The organism is Agrobacterium sp. rho-13.3 (assembly GCF_033957765.2).
GTDB lineage: Bacteria > Pseudomonadota > Alphaproteobacteria > Rhizobiales > Rhizobiaceae > Agrobacterium.
On sequence record NZ_CP192776.1, the window covers coordinates 418,368 to 437,504 of the forward strand.

Sequence of the window (19,137 nt, forward strand, 5' to 3'; positions counted from 1 at the left end):
CGACGTTGAAAATACGAAAAGGCGCGGCATCTAAAACCGCGCCTCGACAATTTTTAGAGATCCATTGGCCATGTATCGGATAGCTTGTATCCAGTAGGAAAGGGATCACTTGGGTCGAGCATCAATTGCGAAGTTCCACTGACCCAAGCTCGACCTGAGATGACAGGTCTGATACCGCTTTTGCCGCCAACATCGACCTCGCTGTCGATAGAGCAATGAAATTCAGTGTCTATGAGAGAAATTCCAACAAATTTCTCTCCGACCTTTAGTTGGCCCTTCGCATGAAGTACCGCCATCCTTGCCGAGCAACCTGTACCCGTTGGAGATCGATCGATCTTTCCCGGGCGAATAGCGACCGCATTCTTACCCTTCATGACACCATCTTCCATGTAAACCGGATTTGTAAACTGGCAGAATGAGATGTGGCTCCAGTCTTGAGTGGGATGCTGGAACCCAAGTTGTTCGTTTGCCGCTCTCGTGATTTTCATACCCAAGACGGCAAGATCGCGCGCATACTCCGGTTCAAGGCGCATCCCAAGCGACGCCGCGTCGACAAACACGAAACTGTCGCCGCCATATGCAGTGTCTACAAAGATGGTTTTGAAACCCTCGATCTCCAAAGGTACACTGAGCTTATCTGCAAAAGATGCTACATTTCTAACGTGAATGCGCTCAGCTTTGCCATTCCTGCACTCAGCCTCAACTTCGATGAGGCCGCCCGGTGGCTCCAGAACCAAACGGGTTATCGGCTCTTGCATGGGGATGATGCCCGTATCCAGCAAGACGGTCGCGACACAAATGGAATTCGAACCAGACATGGGTGGAATGTCAGCCGGCTCCATGATTATCCACCCCATTTGTGCCGACGGGTTCTTGGGAGGAACCAGCAGATTAACATGGCGAAACACACCGCCTCTCGGTTCGTTTAGAACGAAGTTCCGAAGGGTTCCGTCGTCTTCGATCCATCTTGCCTGTTCCCAAACGGTATCTCCTGGGGGGGGGGATACGCCACCAACGATGACGTCACCAACCTCGCCTTCCGCGTGGCACGTGACGACGTGGATTATCTTGCTTGAACGCATGGGTGTTCTCCTCTGCTGTCGATATAGGGGCGTTCGTTAATCGGTAAGCACAACGATGTCTTCAGACCGCCAGTAGATTGGAATATTTGAACCGGCAGTTGGGATATCAGCTCCACCAGGTCTTTGAATTCGCAACATTGTTCCGGAGCCGATTTCTACATCAAGAAAGGTTCGGCTGCCCATGAATGTGGCGCCTAGACATCTTGCTGTTGCTGTTTGCTTGCTATCGGCAGAAGACAGCGCTTCCATCTCCAACGAAATGGACTCAGGACGAATAGATATCGTAACCGGTTGGCCCACGCGCAACGTGCCTTTTTGGGGCGAGAACAGCGCGATGCCATCAGACGATAAGAGCTTATATCCAGTAGCGGTGTTTTCAGTGATCGTCGCTCTGATCAGATTTGTCTCGCCCAGGAATTTGGCGGCAAAAAGTGATTGTGGACGTCGATACATTCCTTGAGGATTATCGATCTGCAAGACCTTGCCCTTTTCCATCAGAACAATCCGGTCTGAGAGGAACAGTGCCTCGTCTTGATCATGAGTGACGTACAGAAACGCAGCCCCGGTGGCTTCGTGAATGCGCTTCATCTCAGAAAGCATATGTTGGCGGATTTTCAGATCAAGTGCAGCCAGTGGTTCGTCAAGCAGCAACACTTCGGGTTCGTTCACAAGTGCTCGCGCAAGTGCCACTCTTTGGCACTGTCCGCCACTTAGCCCGTGAATGTAACGATGCATGAAGGGTTCAAGCTGGACTACAGATATGATACGGCGAACCCGCTCTTTGACGTCAGTTGCAGACAAGCCCTTCACCCTCAAGCCGAATGCAATATTATCAAAAACGTCGAGATGCGGGAAAAGCGCGTAACGCTGAAAAACGATGTTTACGGGGCGTTTGTTTGGAGGAACGCTGTTCGTCGAATTTCCTGCGATGAAAATTTCACCCTTACTTGGATCTTCAAATCCAGCAACCATTCGCATAAGTGTGCTCTTGCCACATCCACTTGGCCCGAGAAGCGTAACAATCTCGCCTCGCCGGATAGATAAATTGACATTTTCGAGAGCGGTGTATGTGCCGTAATTTTTGTGTACGTCACGAATTTCAACGATATTGCTTGTCACTAGAACTGTCTCCCGTCTGTCGCATCTGAAATGGCTTTTGCGCGCCTTAGATGTGTAATCACTCCCGCCAACACCATCAAAAGCACTGAAAACACGAGCGCGAGAGTGGAAACAGCGTTGATCAAGGGCGTCACAGTCCTTCGCATCATTGACCAAATGAAAAGTGGCAGTGTTGTCTCGGTACCTGCGACAAAGGACGTGACGACGAATTCATCAAACGACATGGCGAATGCCAAAATTGTGCTTGCGATCAAAGTAGGCATTGCCAATGGGAGTGTGACCCTCAAAAATGTAGTGATCGTTCCCGCGCCAAGGTCGCGTGCAGCGTCTTCCAATGAGGGATCGAACAGCGCAAGACGGGCTCTCATGGCCACCATCAGCATTGGAAGAGCGAGCACGACGTGACCCAATGTGACCGTGATCATCGAAAGTGGGAGACGTATCTGGGCAAAACCAACCAGCAGTGCAACGCCGAGAAACAAGGCCGGCATAGCAATCGGAACAATGCAAATGAACTCAAGAACAATTTTGCCCCTGCGCGATAGCCGGAGCCAAGCCAATGACGCGAATGCTCCGACGACGAGGGTAACAACGGCGGTCGCGACTGCTACCGTCAGACTTCTTCCGACCGCCGACAACAGCTGCGCATTCCCAAAAAGTTCAGAATACCAACGCAGGCTAAAGCCTTCGAACGGAAAAGATAGAGCTGGTGAACTGTGAAAGCTGAACAAGATGATGATGGCAATTGGTATTAAAAGGAACGCCAAAACAGCGTAAACGACTGCGCGTAAAATCATGGCAACTCTCCTAGCCCCTCACACTTGTGACTGTCTTAGGAACCAGCCCGGTCAGCCGGCCGACAAACAACAGGATGACATAGACCGCGACCGATATTGCGAACATGATGAAGGCTTGCGCAGCTCCAAGTGGCCAGTTGCCGCTTCTTCGAAAATAATCTGCAATCAAGAGACCAGTCGTCTGGCCAGTTGTGCCACCCAACATTTGCGGGGTAACATAGTCTCCCGACGCCAAGAGAAAGGTGAGCGTGAAAGCGCCTAGCAGACCATTCGCGGCATTGGGTGCAATGACTTTCCAAAAGGCACCGCTCGCACCTGTTCCAAGGTCCCGTGCAGCCTCAAGAAGCTCTTTCTTTATTTCGCTGAACGACGAAACCACAAGAAGGACGCAAAACGGCAGGTAAATATGAACGAGCGCAATGCCAACCGCCAACCGGCTGAACAACAAGACGGAAATCGGTGTGTCTATGATCCCGATCTGCACCAACAAAGTATTTATGAGGCCGTTGGTCCCAAGAAGCGTCCTCCACGCATATATTCTGACGAGATAACTCGAGAACCAGGTTAGGAGTATGGCATAATAAACAGCTTTCGATCGAGCAACGTAGGTGAGATAATAAGCAACAGGAACTGAAAGTGCGACCGACACTATTGCAGTCACCAGCCCGATAAAAATGGCGTTTAAAGTCACATCGATGAACAATTTCGACGATATCGAACTGACGTAGTTGACCATCGAGAAAGAAGGTACGATGCGAAAGCCAGTGCTTGTCCAAAAGCTGTAAACCAGAAGAAAGCCGGCGGGCAGAAAAAATAATATGACCATGTAGGTTAAGGCAGGCATTGACAAAAGCCAGCCGAGAAAACGCTGTGATTTCATTGTGACATCCCTAAGCGCGAGCTCACCGGACACTGGATCCGGTGGTTCATCGCACCGATTTTAGTTTCCAGCTTTGAAAGACTGCCAAGCCTGGAGCCAATCACCGTAGCTTGCTGTCTGATTGTCGCCCGTAGCTGGAGGAATTCCTGGCAGGCCTGCGGCCAACAGCGTGTCAATCTCACCAAAATTGAAACGGGCTCTCGATTTATCATCAAGGTATTCAGTCGCTTTGCGCGACACAGGAGCCTGGTTTATTGCCATTGCCACTTTTGCCTGGATCTGCGGATCGAGCGCCTGATTTATATACGCTTGCGCAGTCTCAACGTTGTCACAAGAAATCGGGAGAAACCAAGCATCAACCCAAAGCACAGCTCCTTCTTTGGGATAGGCGATCTCCAATTCGACACCTTGTTGTTGGGCTTGAACTATGATCGCAGGATCTGCGCACACAACAGCATCAATTTCTCCGGAAACCAGGAAATTGATAAGTTCCCCCATATTGATCGCTATCAATCGAGCTTGCTCTCGATATTTTCCCAATTCTGAAAATGCTGTTTGAACCTCGTCACGGGATAGTTTTGGATACTTCTCTCCAAGCCCCGAAACGCGAGCAGCGATCGGCCACATTACGTTCGGTTCATCCCAAATTGCTATACGCCCCTTAAGCTCCGGCGTCAGCAGGTCCGTATAGGCGGTTGGTTTTTTCATGCGTTTGGGATTGTAAACGATCGAGTTCATGCCCCAAATATACGGTGCACCCCACAGCTTTCCTTCGGAAAACCATGTCGGCTTATCGTAGAAAGCGTCGAACAGGTTTTCTGAGTTGTAGTTGGGCACCTTCGACCGGTCGATTGGTCTCACGATCTTTAGTTCTCGGATGTAGAGGTCCGAATAGGCATGATTATATTCGGCAAGGTCGATGCCAGGTGGGTTTCCGGCTAGAAAAGGCGTATGGACATCATCTTGCGAGGTCATCGAGCTCGATTGAGCAGTGACGCCATTGGCTTTTCGCCAGTCAGCGAGCTCAGTGTTGAGATCATAGCCCTCCCAAGCTAAAATATTGAGTTCGCCTGCTGCATATGCTGGGTAAGAAAATAGCCGAAGTGATACCACCCCGGCGGCCGCAGCTGCCACGCCTCCCAGCAAATTACGGCGTGAGATCTGCAAAGCATTTTTTGTTGTTTTTACAGACATTGTGTTCCCCTTTTTTTGTGTTTCTATGATTTGAGTTTTATGTAAGTAGCCTTGGTCTCCATAAACTCGAGAATTCCTTCGATACCGTTTTCGCGCCCTTGGCCGCTTTCTTTAACGCCTCCAAAAGGCAGCTGCGGTAGCGTTTCAAGGTATGCGTTTACGTATACAGTCCCGCTCTTTAGCCGACTTGAAACGGAAAATGCCCGGAAAAGGTCGTTCGTCCAAACACCGTTTGCCAGACCATATTGTGTGTCATTTGCAAGTTCGATGACTTCGTCTTCTGATTTAAACGAGTAAACGCAGACAACAGGGCCGAAGACCTCCTCACGAGAGATTGCCATTTCGGGCGTGCATCCCTGTAGGATCGTCGGCTCAACGAAAAAACCACCCTTCAAGGTTTCGTCTGTCGGCGCTTTGCCTCCGACTAAAACTTTCGCTCCATCAGCTTTCGCCCGAGATATGTAGGCCATCACTCTGTCAAAATGCGCCTTGTGGATCATGGCACCGACATCTGCATCAGGGTCTTGATATGAGCCGATCTTTAAATTTGCAGCCTTTGCTGCTAGGCGCTCAACAAATTCTTCGTAGATTGGAGCTTCCAGGAAAAGTCTGCTTCCGCAGCAGCACTCTTCACCTTGATTGGCTGTAAAGCCCGTCAACGCTCCATCGAGTGCAGCTTCTAAATCGGCGTCAGCAAATACAATATTTGCGCCTTTTCCACCCAGTTCAAGCGTGACCTTTTTTATTTTGGAAGATGCTCGGGAAGCCAGAAGGCTGCCAACCCGCGTTGAACCTGTGAACGAAACCATGTCGATGAAAGGGCTGTCGCAAATAGCGTCACCCACAACTTCACCGATTGCGGGCACCACATTGATGACTCCATCAGGAATGCCTGCCTGCTGAGCAAGTACCGCACACTCAAGAGCAGTTCCAGATGTGAGCTCTGAAGGCTTAACGACCACGGAACAGCCAGCAGCAAGAGCGTACGGTAACTTCTGAAACAAAGTCACCATCGGGAAATTCCACGGCACTATCATAGCAACGACCGCGTGTGGCTCATATGTTACGAGGCCAATTTTGTCCGGGCCTTCATGGCTGATCATCCGGCCTGGCAGGTTCCAAGCAAGCGATGCGGCGTACCGGGTAAGCTCAATTGCCCACTCTATTTCCCCAAGAGTTGATGACATCACCTTTCCGGCTTCTTCGGCCTCAATGCGTGCAAGCCGAGCCTTGTTGGTCTCAATCAAATCAGCCCACTTAGTCAATAGTTTTGCACGAGCACCTCCTCCAATATCTCGCCACGCGCCTCTTAGGAATGTGGAGTGAGCGACAGCGGCGGCCTCCTCAATCTCGGACGGTCCACCAAGCGAGAAAACAGCAACGGGATCAGATGTGGCAGGCGATTGTCTTTCCAATGTGCTGCCGCTCGTGGGCTGAACCCATTTGCCTTCAATCCACAAACCGTATTTTCTAAGACTTGCCATTGTTCAGAACCTGTTACCTTACAAAAATAGTGTTATGGTTTTTGGATATGAGCTGCCGTGTAACAATGCTGTTGAAGCATCAAATTTCCCCAGTATTGCTGTAGGATAAGACAGTCGAAGAATGACAAGTATACCCCGTTGGATATATGGAATGGCGAGCCATTTCGTGAGACAAGGAAAGGCACACCACCAGCATCTCGTGAACGTGGATGAGCTTTTGGCTTTGCGCTGTGGATCTGAAGGGTTAGATGAAAACAGAGTTTACGAGTGGCTTCCGCTTAAGCGCCTAAGGGCACGAGGGAACTGAAAATCGGACGCCCCGCCGAGTTGCTTTCAAGACTTAGTTAGCGCTCGTCGCGATAAGGAGTGAGGAGACGCCGGTTAGGTCAACCCTGTAGTTAGACTTAAACGCTAAAACCCCGCGAAAGACCAAGTTCTTAGAATGGAGCCGCGTTTTTACTATGGAGTTGCTCCATAAAAACCAGGCAGGATTAGATTTCTGTTCGACTGTTTAGAACTCGTGCGGAGATCGAGATCCCAAGGCCTCGTGAGGGTGAAGCGTGTTGTAATGCTCGAACCACAATGGCAGTTGGGCGGTGACCGTTTTTGGCGTCCGGGATGGAATTGACCCAGACATAGTCGCGCTTGAATGTTTTGATAAAGGCTTCTGCCACTCCGTTGGACTGAGGGCTGCGGACCGGCGTCGTGCAAGGCTCCATTCCGATGTCCATCAGCACCGATTTCGTGTCCTTTGCAATGAAGCACGAGCCGTTGTCGGTGAGCCATTCAATCGGCTTGGGAATGGTGTTGATGCGACCGAAGCGTTTCTCGACATCGGTGATGACAAGCTCCTGAACGTCTTTGCTCTGGATGCCTTGGGTGGTTGCGACACGGGCGATGGCGTCACGATCACAGCAGTGAAGAGCAAAGGTAACGCCGACTTTCTCTGTGTTGTCGCAGCCAATTTCAAAGTCGTCAGAACATCAGCGCAAGTTCGAGTACTCCACGGCAACAAGGCCGTCATGGCGACGACTATCAATGGCACTGTGTGGCGTTGGAGAAGTAGGCCATGCAACTTCATCTCCCAATAGACGCGTTTAGCGTTCGGCCATGGGCGGCTTGTGTTGCGGGCTTTACGGCGTAAGAATGCGCGTGAACCCGGCGATATCCGTAGGTCGGCACCTTGGAGATGATCGCTTTGATTTCAGCAATGAGATCATCATCCGCGAGCGGTGGCCGACCACGGACCTTGGAAGGAGGCTGTTTCACTCGCTCAGCCATGTTTGACCGGGCAATACCGAAGGTCTTGCACACGGCCGTCATCGGGGACTTCCCTTCGGCAACGACAGCGAGCGCAATAGGTGTTTCTTTTGGCCTGTGGCGATCTCAAGCGCCTCTTTGAAAATCTCGCCTTCCATTGTTTTCTTGCCGAACAAGCGCTGCAGTTCTTTGATCTGGCTCTGAAGGGCATGATATTCGGATGCCGGAACGACATCTTCCTGGGCCTCAGTTACTGTCAGAGCCCCTTGGGTGGCAAGCTTACGTTAGGTAAACAACTGGTTCGGCTGAATGCCATAGCGACGAGCCACAATGCTCACCGTGGCGTCCGGCTCACAGGTCTTCTGGATGATAGCAAGCTTCTCTGCCGTCGACCAGCGATGACGGCGCTCCGACCCGGACAGGACTTCTATCTTTGGATTGTGACTGGTTATAACGGACACATTACCTCGCACACTTATCAAGTGGGAAATCCTGTCCGGATATTTATGGGGCGATTACACCTATCCCCTGCGCAAGTTAGTGATAAGGGCTTCAATCATCTCTGTGCTATAACCATCAACACGACCTTATGGCAGTGAACTTCCTTTGTAGACACCTGGAAAAACAATGTCTTGATCTACAAGCACGTTGAATTTGTAACCTGGACGGATTTCAAGAGTGGGCTGCACATCCATGTTTCTCTGAATGGTCCGGTCCGCGACGCGCCCGAACGTCTCTGCAAAATTCCGCCTCGCCGCATCCGAAGCCGTATCCTGCGTTGCCAGCGTCGAACTCTGCGGAACAGCCATGTCGATGCCAGTGCCGATCACCCCGATCAGAATCGCCGAACCGAAAGTCTGAAGCCACTTCCGATCGACCTTGTCGCGGAAACCGCTATAACCCTGCGCGTCCGTCCCGGCCATACCGCCGATTTGCAGCGTAGAACCATTTGGGAAGATGATGTCCGTCCAGACGACTAGCACGCGGCTCTGGCCGAACGATACCTTGCTGTCATAACGACCAAACAGCTTTGTCCCCTGTGGGATCAGGAGACGATGTCCCGTTGCTGAATCATAAACGCTCTGGCTCACCTGGGCGGTGATCCGGCCCGGTAGATCGGAATTGATTCCGGTGATCAGTGTCGCCGGAATGACGGAGCCGCGCTTCAGCTCGAAGGGCGATTGTTGGGGCACGACACGGTTCGGCAGGTAGCCAAGCTCTTTCAAGTCGGCATTGAAGAAGTCCTCCTTGGCGCCTTGCGCATTGGGATCAACGTTCTGACCACCGAGCCCGGCACGCAGCGCGGCGGCATAGAGATCAGGCGTGCTTCCAGTATTTGTCGAAGTCGTTGCGGCTCTTGCTGCTGCGTCTGCGGTGGCATCATGTGTTTCAGCACGCCCATCCAATTTGCCACGGTCTATGGCAAGCGGCGCATCATAGGCAGCGTTGTTCGCCTGCAGGCGGGCCATCCGCTGGCGCTGCTGCTCACGCAGAAGCTGTTCCTGTTGTCCTCGCTGAAGACGAGCCCGCCAGACCGCTTCCGCTTCGAGGTCCTGACCGCGCTGCTGCACCTCGCGTTGGCTTGGCTGTGGTGTGAAGGGATTGCTGGCTTTTTCGTCGACTTGTTTCGTCTCGACGGGCGTCGGCTGGAAGATGGTCTGCTGCTGCGGCTCGCCGATAATACCATCGGTGACGCCGCGTTTGATCTGGTCGGCGAACGTCGAGGCGGGGCTTCCCGAACTTGTCTCCGCGCCGCTGTCCTTGCCTAAATACAATCCGCGCGAGGCGAGCCCATAAAAGATGACGCCAAGAAACGTGACCGTCAAGACGACAATGACGGCAATAGGCAGGCGGTTAATCCGCCGGATAGTGTTGGGGGCCTGGCTGTTTGGGGCACCGCCGAGATTGAGAGATTGCACCATATGATCCTCCCTCACCCGCGCCGCATGAGCGACAAGGCACTCGCTGGCATCGCGCCGTTTGCCGTCACGGAATAAGCGCGGCCGAGCTCGACGCTGTTTGTCGATAGACGGGCCAGCACCTGACCATCGACAGCCAAGATCACATAGGCGAGCGGGATCACCGTCGCGCCGCTATCCGTCTTCTGGTCGGTGATGACGGCATATCCCCATCCCTTCAGCGCCGCCTCCAACGCCTGGCCGAAGGGCGAGGTATCAGTCTTGAGCGCAACGGTCGCCTTCCCCGGCCCGAGCTGTTCGGCAAGGCGGCTCACCATATCGCCGGCGATTGCGCTGGCGGCGGGACCGGAGATTTCCGGTGGCGCGCTGCTGGAAACGAGCCCTTCTGTTCCGGTCGACTGGCATCCGGAAAGAAGGGCGGCTAGGGCGCAGGCTGCGGCAAAGTTGCGGAGAGGTCGTAAGGCGCGCGAATGGGAGAGAGGGATGTTCATTACCGCCCTCCCCGCTTGATGGTGATCTTTTCCTGTTTCCAGCCGACCCCCGACACGAGCACTGCGCGATCGACATGGTAATCGACGACCATCATGTTGCCCCTCATCCGGTAGTTGACGATCCGGTTCTGCCCGCCTGACGTGACGAACAAAACCGGCGCGTCCTGACCGGAGATCGAGCGTGGAAACTGAATGTAGGTCTTGAGCCCATCGGAATAGACCCGCGTCGGCCGCCAGCCGGCGTTGCCCGAGACCGAATAGGAAAAGTTCAGCTGCTCGGCGGGGACGCCTGCACCCGGAATGGTGCTCGCTTCCAGCCTCGCGTTGATGTCGGCAAGCTTTGTCGAAACGTCCTCCGGATATTCAAAGCCGACACGTGCCATATACTGGGTCGGATGCGACTTGAGCTGAATGTGATAGGTCCGCCTGGACGTCGTCACTACCATTGAGGTCAAAAGACCAGGCTCCGATGGTTTGACGATCAGATGGATGGCCTGACCGCCGGCAGCACCTGAGGTCGCCGGTTCGACCTTCCAGCGCACCGTGTCGCCGACCAGAACGTCGCGGACCACCTCGCCGCCTTGCAGTTCGATATCGCAAACCTGCAGCGGCGAGCAGACGACGGAGGGCTGCACCTCGCCATAAAGGAAGATCACCTTTCCGTCGGCACCCTTGGTCACCAAGCCGCGAGACCCGCGCCACTGGGTGGAGATACCCATGCCCTTTGCTTCGTTGGCTGTGACGCCATCGGCGGCATATGCATGCAGAGGAGCGACCACTGAAGACGCTAACAGTGCCGAGGCGAGAGCGCCCGTCAGCGTGGCCCGTGTTCTTGTGCGCGGGATGATCATGTTCGGGGCCATGCCTTTCAAAGCTGTGCTGTCCAGTCGAAGTCGCGGAGATAGAGACCGATGGGGTTCAAGCGGATGACGCCCTCGTCCTGCGGCGGCGTCAGGGTCACGGTTGCAATGCCGCGGAAGCGGCGGACGGCGGTTTCCTTGCCGCGCCGGTCGCGCTCGAATTCGGTCCAGTCCACCTGGTAGCTCTGGTTCGACAGCGCGACGATGTTGTTTACCTCGATGGCCACCGTCGAGTTCTTGGCTTTCTCGAACGGTGAGTTGGAGCGAAACCAGGCATTGACCTTCTCGGTTGCGGGATCCGAAGTCCTCAGCAGCCCATAGGTTTTGTCGATGTATTGCTTCTGCACGACCGCATCCGGCGTGACACTTCGAAAATTCGAGACGAAACTGCCAAGCGTAGCGCGCACCACACGCGGATCGGCGTATTCAATCTGCTGCGGAAAGCCGGCATTAACGGCGGTACCCAGCTTGTCGACTTCGACGATATAGGGAACGAGCTTGACCTGTGTGCTCTGGTACAGCGCGTAGCCAAAGCCGATCACAGCCATGGTCATGCCGGCGATGCCGACGATGCGCCACGCGGCGGCGGATCTGACATAGGATCCATAGCGCTCGTTCCATTCGTTGCGGGCGGCGATATACGGATTGGCAATGTCGGGGTTATCGAGCGGATTGTGTCCGGCCATGGCTGATCGGCCTCCAGTTATTTGGTCTCGTTTAGGGGCGGCGGTGGAGGCGGCGATGCGGTACGACCCTGCTGCTGGTCGAGTTTGGCATTGGCGAGCCCGAGCAGAGATCCGGCATAGGCACCGGGTGACCCGACCGCCTTGTCCTTGGCGGCCGAACCGACGGCACCTGCCGGACCACCGATGCCTGACTCCATGCCGCGCATGGCGGCACTGCCAAGGGATGCTCCCCCTGCCCTTGCCGCACTTGCAGCCTGAAAACCTCTGCTGGCTGCTGCGGTAGCCAGAAAGCCGGCGCCCGCCGCAAAAGATGCGGCCTGGCCCCCATGGCGGATGGATTCCATGCCACCGGAAACGGACGCACCCTGGACCACGCCTTGCAGGATTGGCGGCACATACATGGCCATAACGAAGACCACGACAGAGATGCCGGCGATCGCCAGTGTCGTGATGAACTGCTCGGAGGTGGCTGTCGGTGCCTCCGCCAGGCCCAGCAGGATGTCGGAGCCGATCTTGGCGATCATCACCAGCGCCATCAGCTTCATGCCGACGGAGAAGGCGTAGACCAGATATTTGATCGCGAAGTCCTTGGTATAGGACGTACCGCCCAAGCCGAGCATGATCATGCCGGCGAGCAAGCCGACATACATCTCCACCATGACCGAGACGAAGATGGCCGCAACGAGCGAGAAGCAGACGACGACCACGACCATGGCGAAGACGGCGGCGATCGCCAGGGAATTATCTTCGAAGAGGCCAAATTTCGCCTGTTCGGACATCTTGGTCGCGACACGAATACCGGCGTCGAAAATGTTGGCGGGGGAGGCCGAGCCGCCGCCAGCTCCGATCTGATAGAGGCTGTCGACGGCCGCCTTGGCAAAGGCCGGCCCCTCATTGAGAATGAAGGCGAACAGCCCGATGAACATGATGCGCTTGACAAGCTCGGCAAACCAGCTGTCGAGCGAAGCAGCATTGATCGCCAACCATACAGCGGCGATGCCGACCTCGATGCCGGCGAGGATCCAGAACAATGACCGGGCCGCATCCATGACCGTCGTCTCCCAGCCCTTGGTGGCCGCGACGACGGAGTTTTCCAGGGTCGTCAGCACTTGACCCTGCTGCGCCAGAGCCGGCGTGCTCGCGATGAGGGCGAGGCCGATCGTAACAAAGGCAAGGTCGAGCTTCCGGAAACGGGGAACGATCACCATCTCGGCTTCATCTCCTGGCCGCCGCGAATGTCGTGCTCGGCGTTGCCGCCAAAGAGCTTTCCCCGGTGAGCACGGCGGTCGGTGTCGGATTCGGCCTCTGGCGATGCTTCTTCCGCTCCGGACATGGGGGTCGGTCCCGGCAGGACGATCCACCTAACGATGCCGACGCCTGACGCGATGATCGCCACGACAGCAAGGATGATGACAAGGCGCGGGCTCACCAGCGGGGCTCCATCGTTTGCCCGCCGCGGATGTCATGTTCGCTTCCGCTGAAGAACTGTTCCCGGCGCGCCTGGGCGAGATCCTTTTGTGCCTGCTCTGACTGGAACCATGTGCCCATCATCGTCATCTGTTGGGAGACGAGGCCGCGCAGCTTTTGCATCTGCGCGACCTGCTGGGCGGCGATCTGATGTCCGACCTGCAACGCCTTCATCTGCCCGTCGGCCGATTCCGACATCGATCGCAGCGACGACATCGTGCTTTCCTCGCTTGAGAACTGGTCGGACGTCAGGTTTGCAGCCTTCAGGGAACCGGCGATCGTGCCGCGGTTGGTGTCGGACCAGTTCTGATAGGTGGACGAGAAGCCTGCCCCGTCGGGCAGGTTGCTCTTCATTTCGGCAAAGCTCTGGAAACGCTGCTTGAGCACGTCGTCGATGTTGCCCATTGAGAACGCGACCCCCTGCCCCTGCGCGACAACGTTTTGCAGGTTCTTGAGGTCGCTTTCGACCTGACCCCAGATGTGGTCTGGCAATTGCGCGGTGTTCTGCAGCATGTTGTTGTAGATGTTGATCTGGTTCTGGATCTGCTCGGCAAGCTGCGAGATCTGGGTAATCTGGTTGTTGACCTGTTCGGCCGACTTGCCGACCAGCGAGATCAGTTCGGCATTGTTGGCAAGCTGTGTCCATTCGGTCGCCTGACCTGTCACGCTACCAGCCTGGACCTGGATTGGCGTTGCGATTGCGAGGCCGGTCACCACGATGACCACCGCACGATAGGTCTCAAGAGGTTGGGAAAAGTGTTTCGGCATGGGCTATCCCCCTTTGCTGGAGCCAAGGACAAGGCCACGCGGCCCCATGTTTGGAATGCAGGCTGCGAATTTGCTTCAGATCTTCCTTGCCCGTCGCACCGACGAACGAAAGCGCCACTGGACCAAGCGCCATGTTGAACAGCCGCCGACCCTCTGGTGAGACGACGTAATATTCACGCTTGGGAATGGCGGTTGCGACGATTTCGATCTGCCGTTCGTTGAAGCCGATGCGCTCATAGAACTCGCGCGTGCCCGGTTCGCGCGCCGCGCCGTTCGGCAGGCAAATCTTTGTCGGGCAGCTCTCCTTCAGCACGTCGATGATCCCGGACCGCTCCGCGTCGGAGATCGACTGGGTGGCGAGCACGACAGCACAATTGGCCTTTCGCAGCACCTTCAGCCATTCGCGGATCTTGTCCCGAAACACCGGATGGCCGAGCATCAACCAGGCCTCGTCGAGAATGATCAGGCTAGGCGCGCCGGTCAGGCGTTTCTCGATGCGCCGAAACAGGTAGGTGAGAACGGGGACGAGATTGCGCTCGCCCATGTTCATCAGCTCCTCGATCTCAAAGCACTGGAACGCGCCGAGCGCCAGGCCGTCCTGCTCGGCGTCGAGCAACTGGCCCATCGGGCCGTCGACGGTGTAATGATGCAGCGCGTCCTTGATCTCGCGCATCTGCACGCCGGATACGAAGTCCGACAGCGATCGGCCACGGGATTCCGCCATCAGCGACAACTGCCTGGAGATGGCGTTGCGATAGTCCGGGGTGATGGTCACACCTTGCAGCGCCACCAGCATCTCGATCCACTCGGAGGACCAGGCGCGGTCGCCGTCGGTCGACAGTTCGGCGAGCGGGCAGAATGCGGGTGCTTTTATCTCACCAATTGTCGACGGGCCGATATCGCCGCCGATCTGGTAATGATCGCCATCGAGGCCCAGCGTCAGTGGCAGCATCGAGCCGCCCTTGTCGAAGGCGAACACCTGGGCGTCTGCGTAACGCCGGAACTGCGCGGCGATCAGCGCCAGCAGCGTCGACTTGCCAGAGCCGGTTGGCCCGAAGATCAGCGTGTGTCCGACATCATCGACATGCAGGTTCAGCCGGAACGGCGTCGATCCGGAGGCCACCTGCATCAATGGTGGCGAGGCCGGCGGGTAGAAGGGGCAAGGTGCTATTGGACTGCCCGACCAGACGGAGTTGAGCGGAATGAGGTCGGCAAGATTGCGGGTGTTGATCAGCGGCTCGCGGATATTGGCGTAAGAAACCCCGGGCAGGCTGCCGAGGAAAGCGTCCGTGGCATTCAACGTCTCGATGCGTGCGCCAAAACCTTCGGCCTGGATCAGGCGGCGGATCGCCTCGCATTTTTCCTGGAGGCGGCTCGGGTCTTCTTCAAAGATCACGATGACTGGTGTGTAATAGCCATAACCGACGAGCTGCGAGGAGGCTTCGGCAATAGCGTCTTCAGTTTCCGCCACCATCAGCATGGCGTCCTGGTCGACCGAGCGTGATTGTGTCTGGAACAGCTGGTCGAAGAACGGCCGCACCTTCTGCTGCCATTTCTTACGGGTCCTTTCGAGCCGTGCCCGTGCTTCCTCGGCGTCGAGGAAGACGAAGCGGGACGACCAGCGATAGGTGAGCGGCATGCGGTCGAGCGTGTTGAGAATGCCGGGCCAGCTTTCTGCCGGCAGGCCGTCGATCGCCACCACACCGAGAAAGCGGTTCTCGACCATTGGGCTCAAGCCATGCTGCAATTCGGCCGTCACCAGCCAGTCGAGATACATCGGGATGTCTGGCAGGCGCACAGGGTGGTTCTCTCCGGTGACGCAGAAACGGATGAACTGGAACAGTTCGTCGTATCGGGCCACACGGAAGCCGCCCCGTTCTGACGTCTCTCGCGTCATCATCCGCCGGATCGACACGACATTGGCGAGATACTGTTCGACCTCACGGATCGAGGTCAGAAAACTCTCAAGCGCCTTGTCGGCATAGGAGGCGGAACGGCTTGCGGCATCCGAATAGATATACCGGGTCAACCCGGAGCGCCGCGGCTCCGGTGGTCGCCAGGTCAAGATCAGAGCGTGCCGGCTCTCGAAATGCCCCTTCTCCTTCTGAAAGTGCGCTCGACGTTCATCATCGATGGCGCGCGTGACGGGATCGGGAAAGTGGGATTCAGCCTCAGTCGGATAATCGCCGGTCGGCACCCTGATGGCCTCGACCTGGATCATCCATCCGGAGCCCAGCCGCGACAAGATGGCGTTGATCTGACGCGACACCTCGTTGCGCTCGGCGTCGGTCGAGCTCTCGCTATCCGGCCCCGCGAAATACCAGCCGGCCATCAGCGAGCCGTCCTTCAGCAGGATGACACCGTTATCGACGAGACCGGCATAAGGCACGAGATCGGCCAACGATGGTCCGGAATGGCGGAATGATTTGAGCGCTACCATCTCTTAGAACTTGCGCCACGGCGACGACGTCGCGCGATACGACGTCTTGTAGGAGATGTGGCGAAGATAGACCCGGCGCATCAGCGGATCGGATTTGGCCATCATGCGCAGCGCCGCGACGGCTACCAGCCAGATCACGACGCCGAACAGGGCCGCGTACCAGGTCAGGACAACGAAGATCAGGATGATGGCGGCCAGCGCCGTCAGCAGCACGAGCTCGCGGTCGGCGCCCATCAACAGGTTCGGGCGCGATAGCGCCCTGTGTACCCGCGAGCGTGCAAGAGAGGAACCGGCGTCAGCCATGAGCGCCCTCCCCCACAGTGGCCGGCGTCATCGTCGGTTCGGGAGTGTTTTGCTCGGCCTGTGCATGAGCCTCGCCGATCGATGCGCCGGTGGCGCCGAAAAGAGCGACGATCTGGGTGGCTCCGAGGAGTACGCCGCCCACCAGCGCGACATAGCAAAGCCGTCGCGCGAAATCATTCAGCTCGCCGCCGAAGATCAGCATGGCGCCGGCAATGGCGACGGCGGCCAACGCAATAAACCCGGCGACAGGTCCGGTGATTGATTGCTGGATCTGTTGCAGTGGCGATTCCCAGGGAAGACCGCCGCCGCCCGATGAGGCCAGCGCCGGTTCTGCAAGACCGACTGAGACGGCGACTAGCGCCGCGCAGGTGAGTAAAATATTGGTTCTACGCGACATGGCTGTCCTCATCGATCTGGGCGTAATGTTCGGTCTGGTAGCGGCCGTTGCGGTATCCTTCGAGGTGGATCACCTCACGGACCCGCCTCCCCTTTCCCGTTCGCTCAATAGAGACGACCAGATCGACGGCCTCGCCGATGACCTCCTGCATCGGCTGCTGGCTGGCTTCCGCCGTCAGTTGCTCCAGTCGGCGTAATGCTGACATCGCCGTGTTGGAATGGATCGTGGTGACGCCGCCGGGATGGCCGGTGTTCCAGGCCTTGAGCAGCGTCAGTGCCGCGCCATCGCGGACCTCGCCGACGATGATGCGGTCGGGACGCAGGCGCATCGTGCTCTTGAGCAGACGAGCCATGTCGATGGTGTCGCTGGTGTGGAGCAAAACAGCGTTTTCGGCCGCGCACTGGATTTCGGCGGTGTCTTCGAGGATGACCATTCGATCATCCGGGGCCCCCGCCACGACCTCGGCGATAATGGCATTGGCGAGAGTGGTCTTCCCCGATCCCGTTCCCCCTGAAATGACAATGTTCATCCGTGCATCGATGGCGCTGCGAATGGCCGACGCCTGTGCCTCCGTCATCACCTTGAACTCCACGTAGTCGGTGAGCGGGATGAGACGCGAGGCACGCCGGCGGATGGTGAATGCCGGACCTTGTACGATCGGAGGCAACAGGCCCTCGAAGCGGTGTCCGCCGATCGGCAGTTCGCCAGAGATGATCGGCCGCTCGTCGTCGGCCTCAGACTTAAGTGCATGCGCAACACTGCCGATGACAACTTCGGCTGCGGCAGTGAGCATTGCGCCAGCCGGTGCCACGCCGTGCCCCAGCCGTTCGATGAACAGCCTGCCGTCCGGATTGAGCATGATCTCGACGACGGTTGCGTCATCGAGGGCGGTGCACAGTTGGTCGCCAAGCGCGTCCTGAAGTTTGCGGACTAGGCGGGGATGGGAGCGGGAATGGGAGCGGAACTGGGTCACGAGGCGCTCCGGATCTCATAGTTGTGACCTTCACCGGCGATGGAGCGGTAGCTCTGCGGGCAAACGCGTTCGAAACTCTCCCGATCGGCTGGCAACGTTCCAGCGACCGCCACGGTATTACCGATAGCCACGGGATCGCCAAGCCGTTTCATCGGCCATCCGGCCCGGTTCAGGATTCGTTCAAAACGCAGGTCCGTTGCCGTGACAATCTCGTCGTAGCCGTTTGCCATCGACCACTCGATAATCCCGGCGAACATGGTGAGCGTCGCGAGATGGAGCTGGCTCCCTTCCTTTCCCCTTCTTGCGGGCAATGACGTATCTACGCAAAAGCGTGAGCTCTCTACCACGCTGGCAGACGCGGTGAGTGAACCGGATGCCAGCAGTTGAGGGAATGTCCGCTCCAGCATGGTTGGGCCAATTGCCGGCAGAAGACGGGCGCAGCCGACGACCCTCTCGTCATCAGTAACCGCAAGTAGGTAGGTCGGTTCGAGATCGTCGTATTCGTCCTGTTCTCCTGCCTCAGTGATCTTGACATCCCAACTCAGACGTTCGCGGAAGACCGCAGCGCGCAAGATATACATCTGTGTCAGAAGATTTGAGCACTCGAAGTATTGATCGGGGTGAACGGCCAAAATCTGCATTTCGATCTCCGCATGATGTGGACATGCGTGAGAAAGATCATCTTAGGTCGTAATTGCCTATGTGCAGATTTGCAGCGAGCGATTCTTGTCTTTGTATCGTCGATTTGAACGCCGGGCGCCGTGGGAAACGATCTCTACCCAGTGAAAAGATGTGCAAATTTGCAGGCGCGTGATACCCAAAAAGAGCCGATACCTGTTCTACATAGCTGATTATAAAAGGAAATATAGCGTGTTCCACAATCATCCCGTTTTCGTTGTTAACGTTTGGTTAACCTAAAAGCCCTTGCTCAAGACTCAGAATCGGAGCTAACTGGGAATGGCGGAACTTTTTTCGTTTCGCGTAAAATATCGCCGATGGCAGAAAATGGGTTTTGGA

18 protein-coding genes and 1 pseudogene are annotated in these 19,137 nt (G+C 56.3%); all 19 read right to left on the bottom strand.

Annotated elements, in window-relative coordinates:
• Positions 1 to 53: 53 nt before the first annotated feature.
• Positions 54 to 1,082, bottom strand: a complete 1,029-nt coding sequence (locus RMR16_RS25380; RefSeq protein ID WP_320200739.1) for a trans-3-hydroxy-L-proline dehydratase — start codon at positions 1,080 to 1,082, stop codon at positions 54 to 56.
• 36 nt (positions 1,083 to 1,118) lie between these two features.
• Positions 1,119 to 2,201: an ABC transporter ATP-binding protein gene (locus RMR16_RS25385; RefSeq protein WP_320200740.1), complete on the bottom strand. Its 1,083-nt coding sequence runs from the start codon at positions 2,199 to 2,201 to the stop codon at positions 1,119 to 1,121.
• Positions 2,201 to 2,998: an ABC transporter permease gene (locus tag RMR16_RS25390; protein WP_320200741.1), complete on the bottom strand. Its 798-nt coding sequence runs from the start codon at positions 2,996 to 2,998 to the stop codon at positions 2,201 to 2,203. Before RMR16_RS25390 ends, RMR16_RS25385 begins: the two co-directional genes overlap by 1 nt.
• 10 nt (positions 2,999 to 3,008) lie before the next feature.
• The gene (locus RMR16_RS25395; RefSeq protein ID WP_320200742.1) at positions 3,009 to 3,878 is read right to left on the bottom strand and encodes an ABC transporter permease; all 870 of its coding nucleotides are present in this window, start codon (positions 3,876 to 3,878) and stop codon (positions 3,009 to 3,011) included.
• 60 nt (positions 3,879 to 3,938) lie between these two features.
• Positions 3,939 to 5,072, bottom strand: a complete 1,134-nt coding sequence (locus tag RMR16_RS25400) for an ABC transporter substrate-binding protein (RefSeq protein ID WP_320200743.1) — start codon at positions 5,070 to 5,072, stop codon at positions 3,939 to 3,941.
• Between the two features lie 23 nt (positions 5,073 to 5,095).
• The gene (locus RMR16_RS25405; RefSeq protein ID WP_320200744.1) at positions 5,096 to 6,556 is read right to left on the bottom strand and encodes an aldehyde dehydrogenase family protein; all 1,461 of its coding nucleotides are present in this window, start codon (positions 6,554 to 6,556) and stop codon (positions 5,096 to 5,098) included.
• 491 nt (positions 6,557 to 7,047) lie between these two features.
• Positions 7,048 to 8,268 (bottom strand): annotated as a pseudogene (locus tag RMR16_RS25410) (IS3 family transposase).
• A 135-nt stretch (positions 8,269 to 8,403) separates the two neighbouring features.
• A complete protein-coding gene (gene trbI / locus RMR16_RS25415) occupies positions 8,404 to 9,738 on the bottom strand; it encodes an IncP-type conjugal transfer protein TrbI (RefSeq protein WP_320200745.1) in 1,335 nt (444 codons plus the stop codon).
• Between the two features lie 11 nt (positions 9,739 to 9,749).
• Positions 9,750 to 10,226, bottom strand: a complete 477-nt coding sequence (gene trbH / locus RMR16_RS25420; RefSeq protein WP_320200746.1) for a conjugal transfer protein TrbH — start codon at positions 10,224 to 10,226, stop codon at positions 9,750 to 9,752.
• On the bottom strand, positions 10,226 to 11,077 hold the full coding sequence (trbG, locus tag RMR16_RS25425; RefSeq protein WP_320200799.1) for a P-type conjugative transfer protein TrbG: 852 nt from the start codon (positions 11,075 to 11,077) through the stop codon (positions 10,226 to 10,228). Before trbG ends, trbH begins: the two co-directional genes overlap by 1 nt.
• Positions 11,078 to 11,094: 17 nt before the next feature.
• Positions 11,095 to 11,772: a conjugal transfer protein TrbF gene (locus RMR16_RS25430; protein ID WP_320200747.1), complete on the bottom strand. Its 678-nt coding sequence runs from the start codon at positions 11,770 to 11,772 to the stop codon at positions 11,095 to 11,097.
• 17 nt (positions 11,773 to 11,789) lie between these two features.
• Positions 11,790 to 12,980, bottom strand: coding sequence for a P-type conjugative transfer protein TrbL (trbL, locus tag RMR16_RS25435; protein ID WP_320200748.1), 1,191 nt, complete (start codon positions 12,978 to 12,980; stop codon positions 11,790 to 11,792).
• A complete protein-coding gene (gene trbK / locus RMR16_RS25440; RefSeq protein ID WP_320200749.1) occupies positions 12,974 to 13,201 on the bottom strand; it encodes an entry exclusion protein TrbK in 228 nt (75 codons plus the stop codon). Before trbK ends, trbL begins: the two co-directional genes overlap by 7 nt.
• Positions 13,198 to 14,007 (bottom strand): P-type conjugative transfer protein TrbJ, encoded by an 810-nt coding sequence (gene trbJ, locus RMR16_RS25445; RefSeq protein ID WP_320200750.1) that lies wholly within the window; start codon positions 14,005 to 14,007, stop codon positions 13,198 to 13,200. The genes trbK and trbJ overlap by 4 nt, the downstream gene beginning before the upstream one ends.
• Positions 13,979 to 16,447 (bottom strand): conjugal transfer protein TrbE, encoded by a 2,469-nt coding sequence (locus RMR16_RS25450; RefSeq protein ID WP_320200751.1) that lies wholly within the window; start codon positions 16,445 to 16,447, stop codon positions 13,979 to 13,981. Before RMR16_RS25450 ends, trbJ begins: the two co-directional genes overlap by 29 nt.
• 3 nt (positions 16,448 to 16,450) lie before the next feature.
• Positions 16,451 to 16,750: a conjugal transfer protein TrbD gene (locus tag RMR16_RS25455; protein ID WP_320200752.1), complete on the bottom strand. Its 300-nt coding sequence runs from the start codon at positions 16,748 to 16,750 to the stop codon at positions 16,451 to 16,453.
• A complete protein-coding gene (gene trbC, locus RMR16_RS25460; RefSeq protein WP_320200753.1) occupies positions 16,743 to 17,147 on the bottom strand; it encodes a conjugal transfer pilin TrbC in 405 nt (134 codons plus the stop codon). The genes RMR16_RS25455 and trbC overlap by 8 nt, the downstream gene beginning before the upstream one ends.
• On the bottom strand, positions 17,137 to 18,120 hold the full coding sequence (gene trbB, locus RMR16_RS25465) for a P-type conjugative transfer ATPase TrbB (RefSeq protein ID WP_320200754.1): 984 nt from the start codon (positions 18,118 to 18,120) through the stop codon (positions 17,137 to 17,139). The genes trbC and trbB overlap by 11 nt, the downstream gene beginning before the upstream one ends.
• A complete protein-coding gene (gene traI, locus RMR16_RS25470; protein WP_320200755.1) occupies positions 18,117 to 18,761 on the bottom strand; it encodes an acyl-homoserine-lactone synthase TraI in 645 nt (214 codons plus the stop codon). The genes trbB and traI overlap by 4 nt, the downstream gene beginning before the upstream one ends.
• Between the last annotated feature and the right edge of the window lie 376 nt (positions 18,762 to 19,137).

Coding starts and splice junctions, on each gene's coding strand:
- RMR16_RS25380 (WP_320200739.1), bottom strand. CDS start 1,082: ATGCGTTCAAGCAAGATAATCCACGTCGTCACGTGCCACGCGGAAGGC.
- RMR16_RS25390 (WP_320200741.1), bottom strand. CDS start 2,998: ATGATTTTACGCGCAGTCGTTTACGCTGTTTTGGCGTTCCTTTTAATA.
- RMR16_RS25395 (WP_320200742.1), bottom strand. CDS start 3,878: ATGAAATCACAGCGTTTTCTCGGCTGGCTTTTGTCAATGCCTGCCTTA.
- RMR16_RS25400 (WP_320200743.1), bottom strand. CDS start 5,072: ATGTCTGTAAAAACAACAAAAAATGCTTTGCAGATCTCACGCCGTAAT.
- RMR16_RS25405 (WP_320200744.1), bottom strand. CDS start 6,556: ATGGCAAGTCTTAGAAAATACGGTTTGTGGATTGAAGGCAAATGGGTT.
- trbI (WP_320200745.1), bottom strand. CDS start 9,738: ATGGTGCAATCTCTCAATCTCGGCGGTGCCCCAAACAGCCAGGCCCCC.
- trbH (WP_320200746.1), bottom strand. CDS start 10,226: ATGAACATCCCTCTCTCCCATTCGCGCGCCTTACGACCTCTCCGCAAC.
- trbG (WP_320200799.1), bottom strand. CDS start 11,077: ATGATCATCCCGCGCACAAGAACACGGGCCACGCTGACGGGCGCTCTC.
- RMR16_RS25430 (WP_320200747.1), bottom strand. CDS start 11,772: ATGGCCGGACACAATCCGCTCGATAACCCCGACATTGCCAATCCGTAT.
- trbL (WP_320200748.1), bottom strand. CDS start 12,980: ATGGTGATCGTTCCCCGTTTCCGGAAGCTCGACCTTGCCTTTGTTACG.
- trbJ (WP_320200750.1), bottom strand. CDS start 14,007: ATGCCGAAACACTTTTCCCAACCTCTTGAGACCTATCGTGCGGTGGTC.
- RMR16_RS25450 (WP_320200751.1), bottom strand. CDS start 16,447: ATGGTAGCGCTCAAATCATTCCGCCATTCCGGACCATCGTTGGCCGAT.
- RMR16_RS25455 (WP_320200752.1), bottom strand. CDS start 16,750: ATGGCTGACGCCGGTTCCTCTCTTGCACGCTCGCGGGTACACAGGGCG.
- trbC (WP_320200753.1), bottom strand. CDS start 17,147: ATGTCGCGTAGAACCAATATTTTACTCACCTGCGCGGCGCTAGTCGCC.
- traI (WP_320200755.1), bottom strand. CDS start 18,761: ATGCAGATTTTGGCCGTTCACCCCGATCAATACTTCGAGTGCTCAAAT.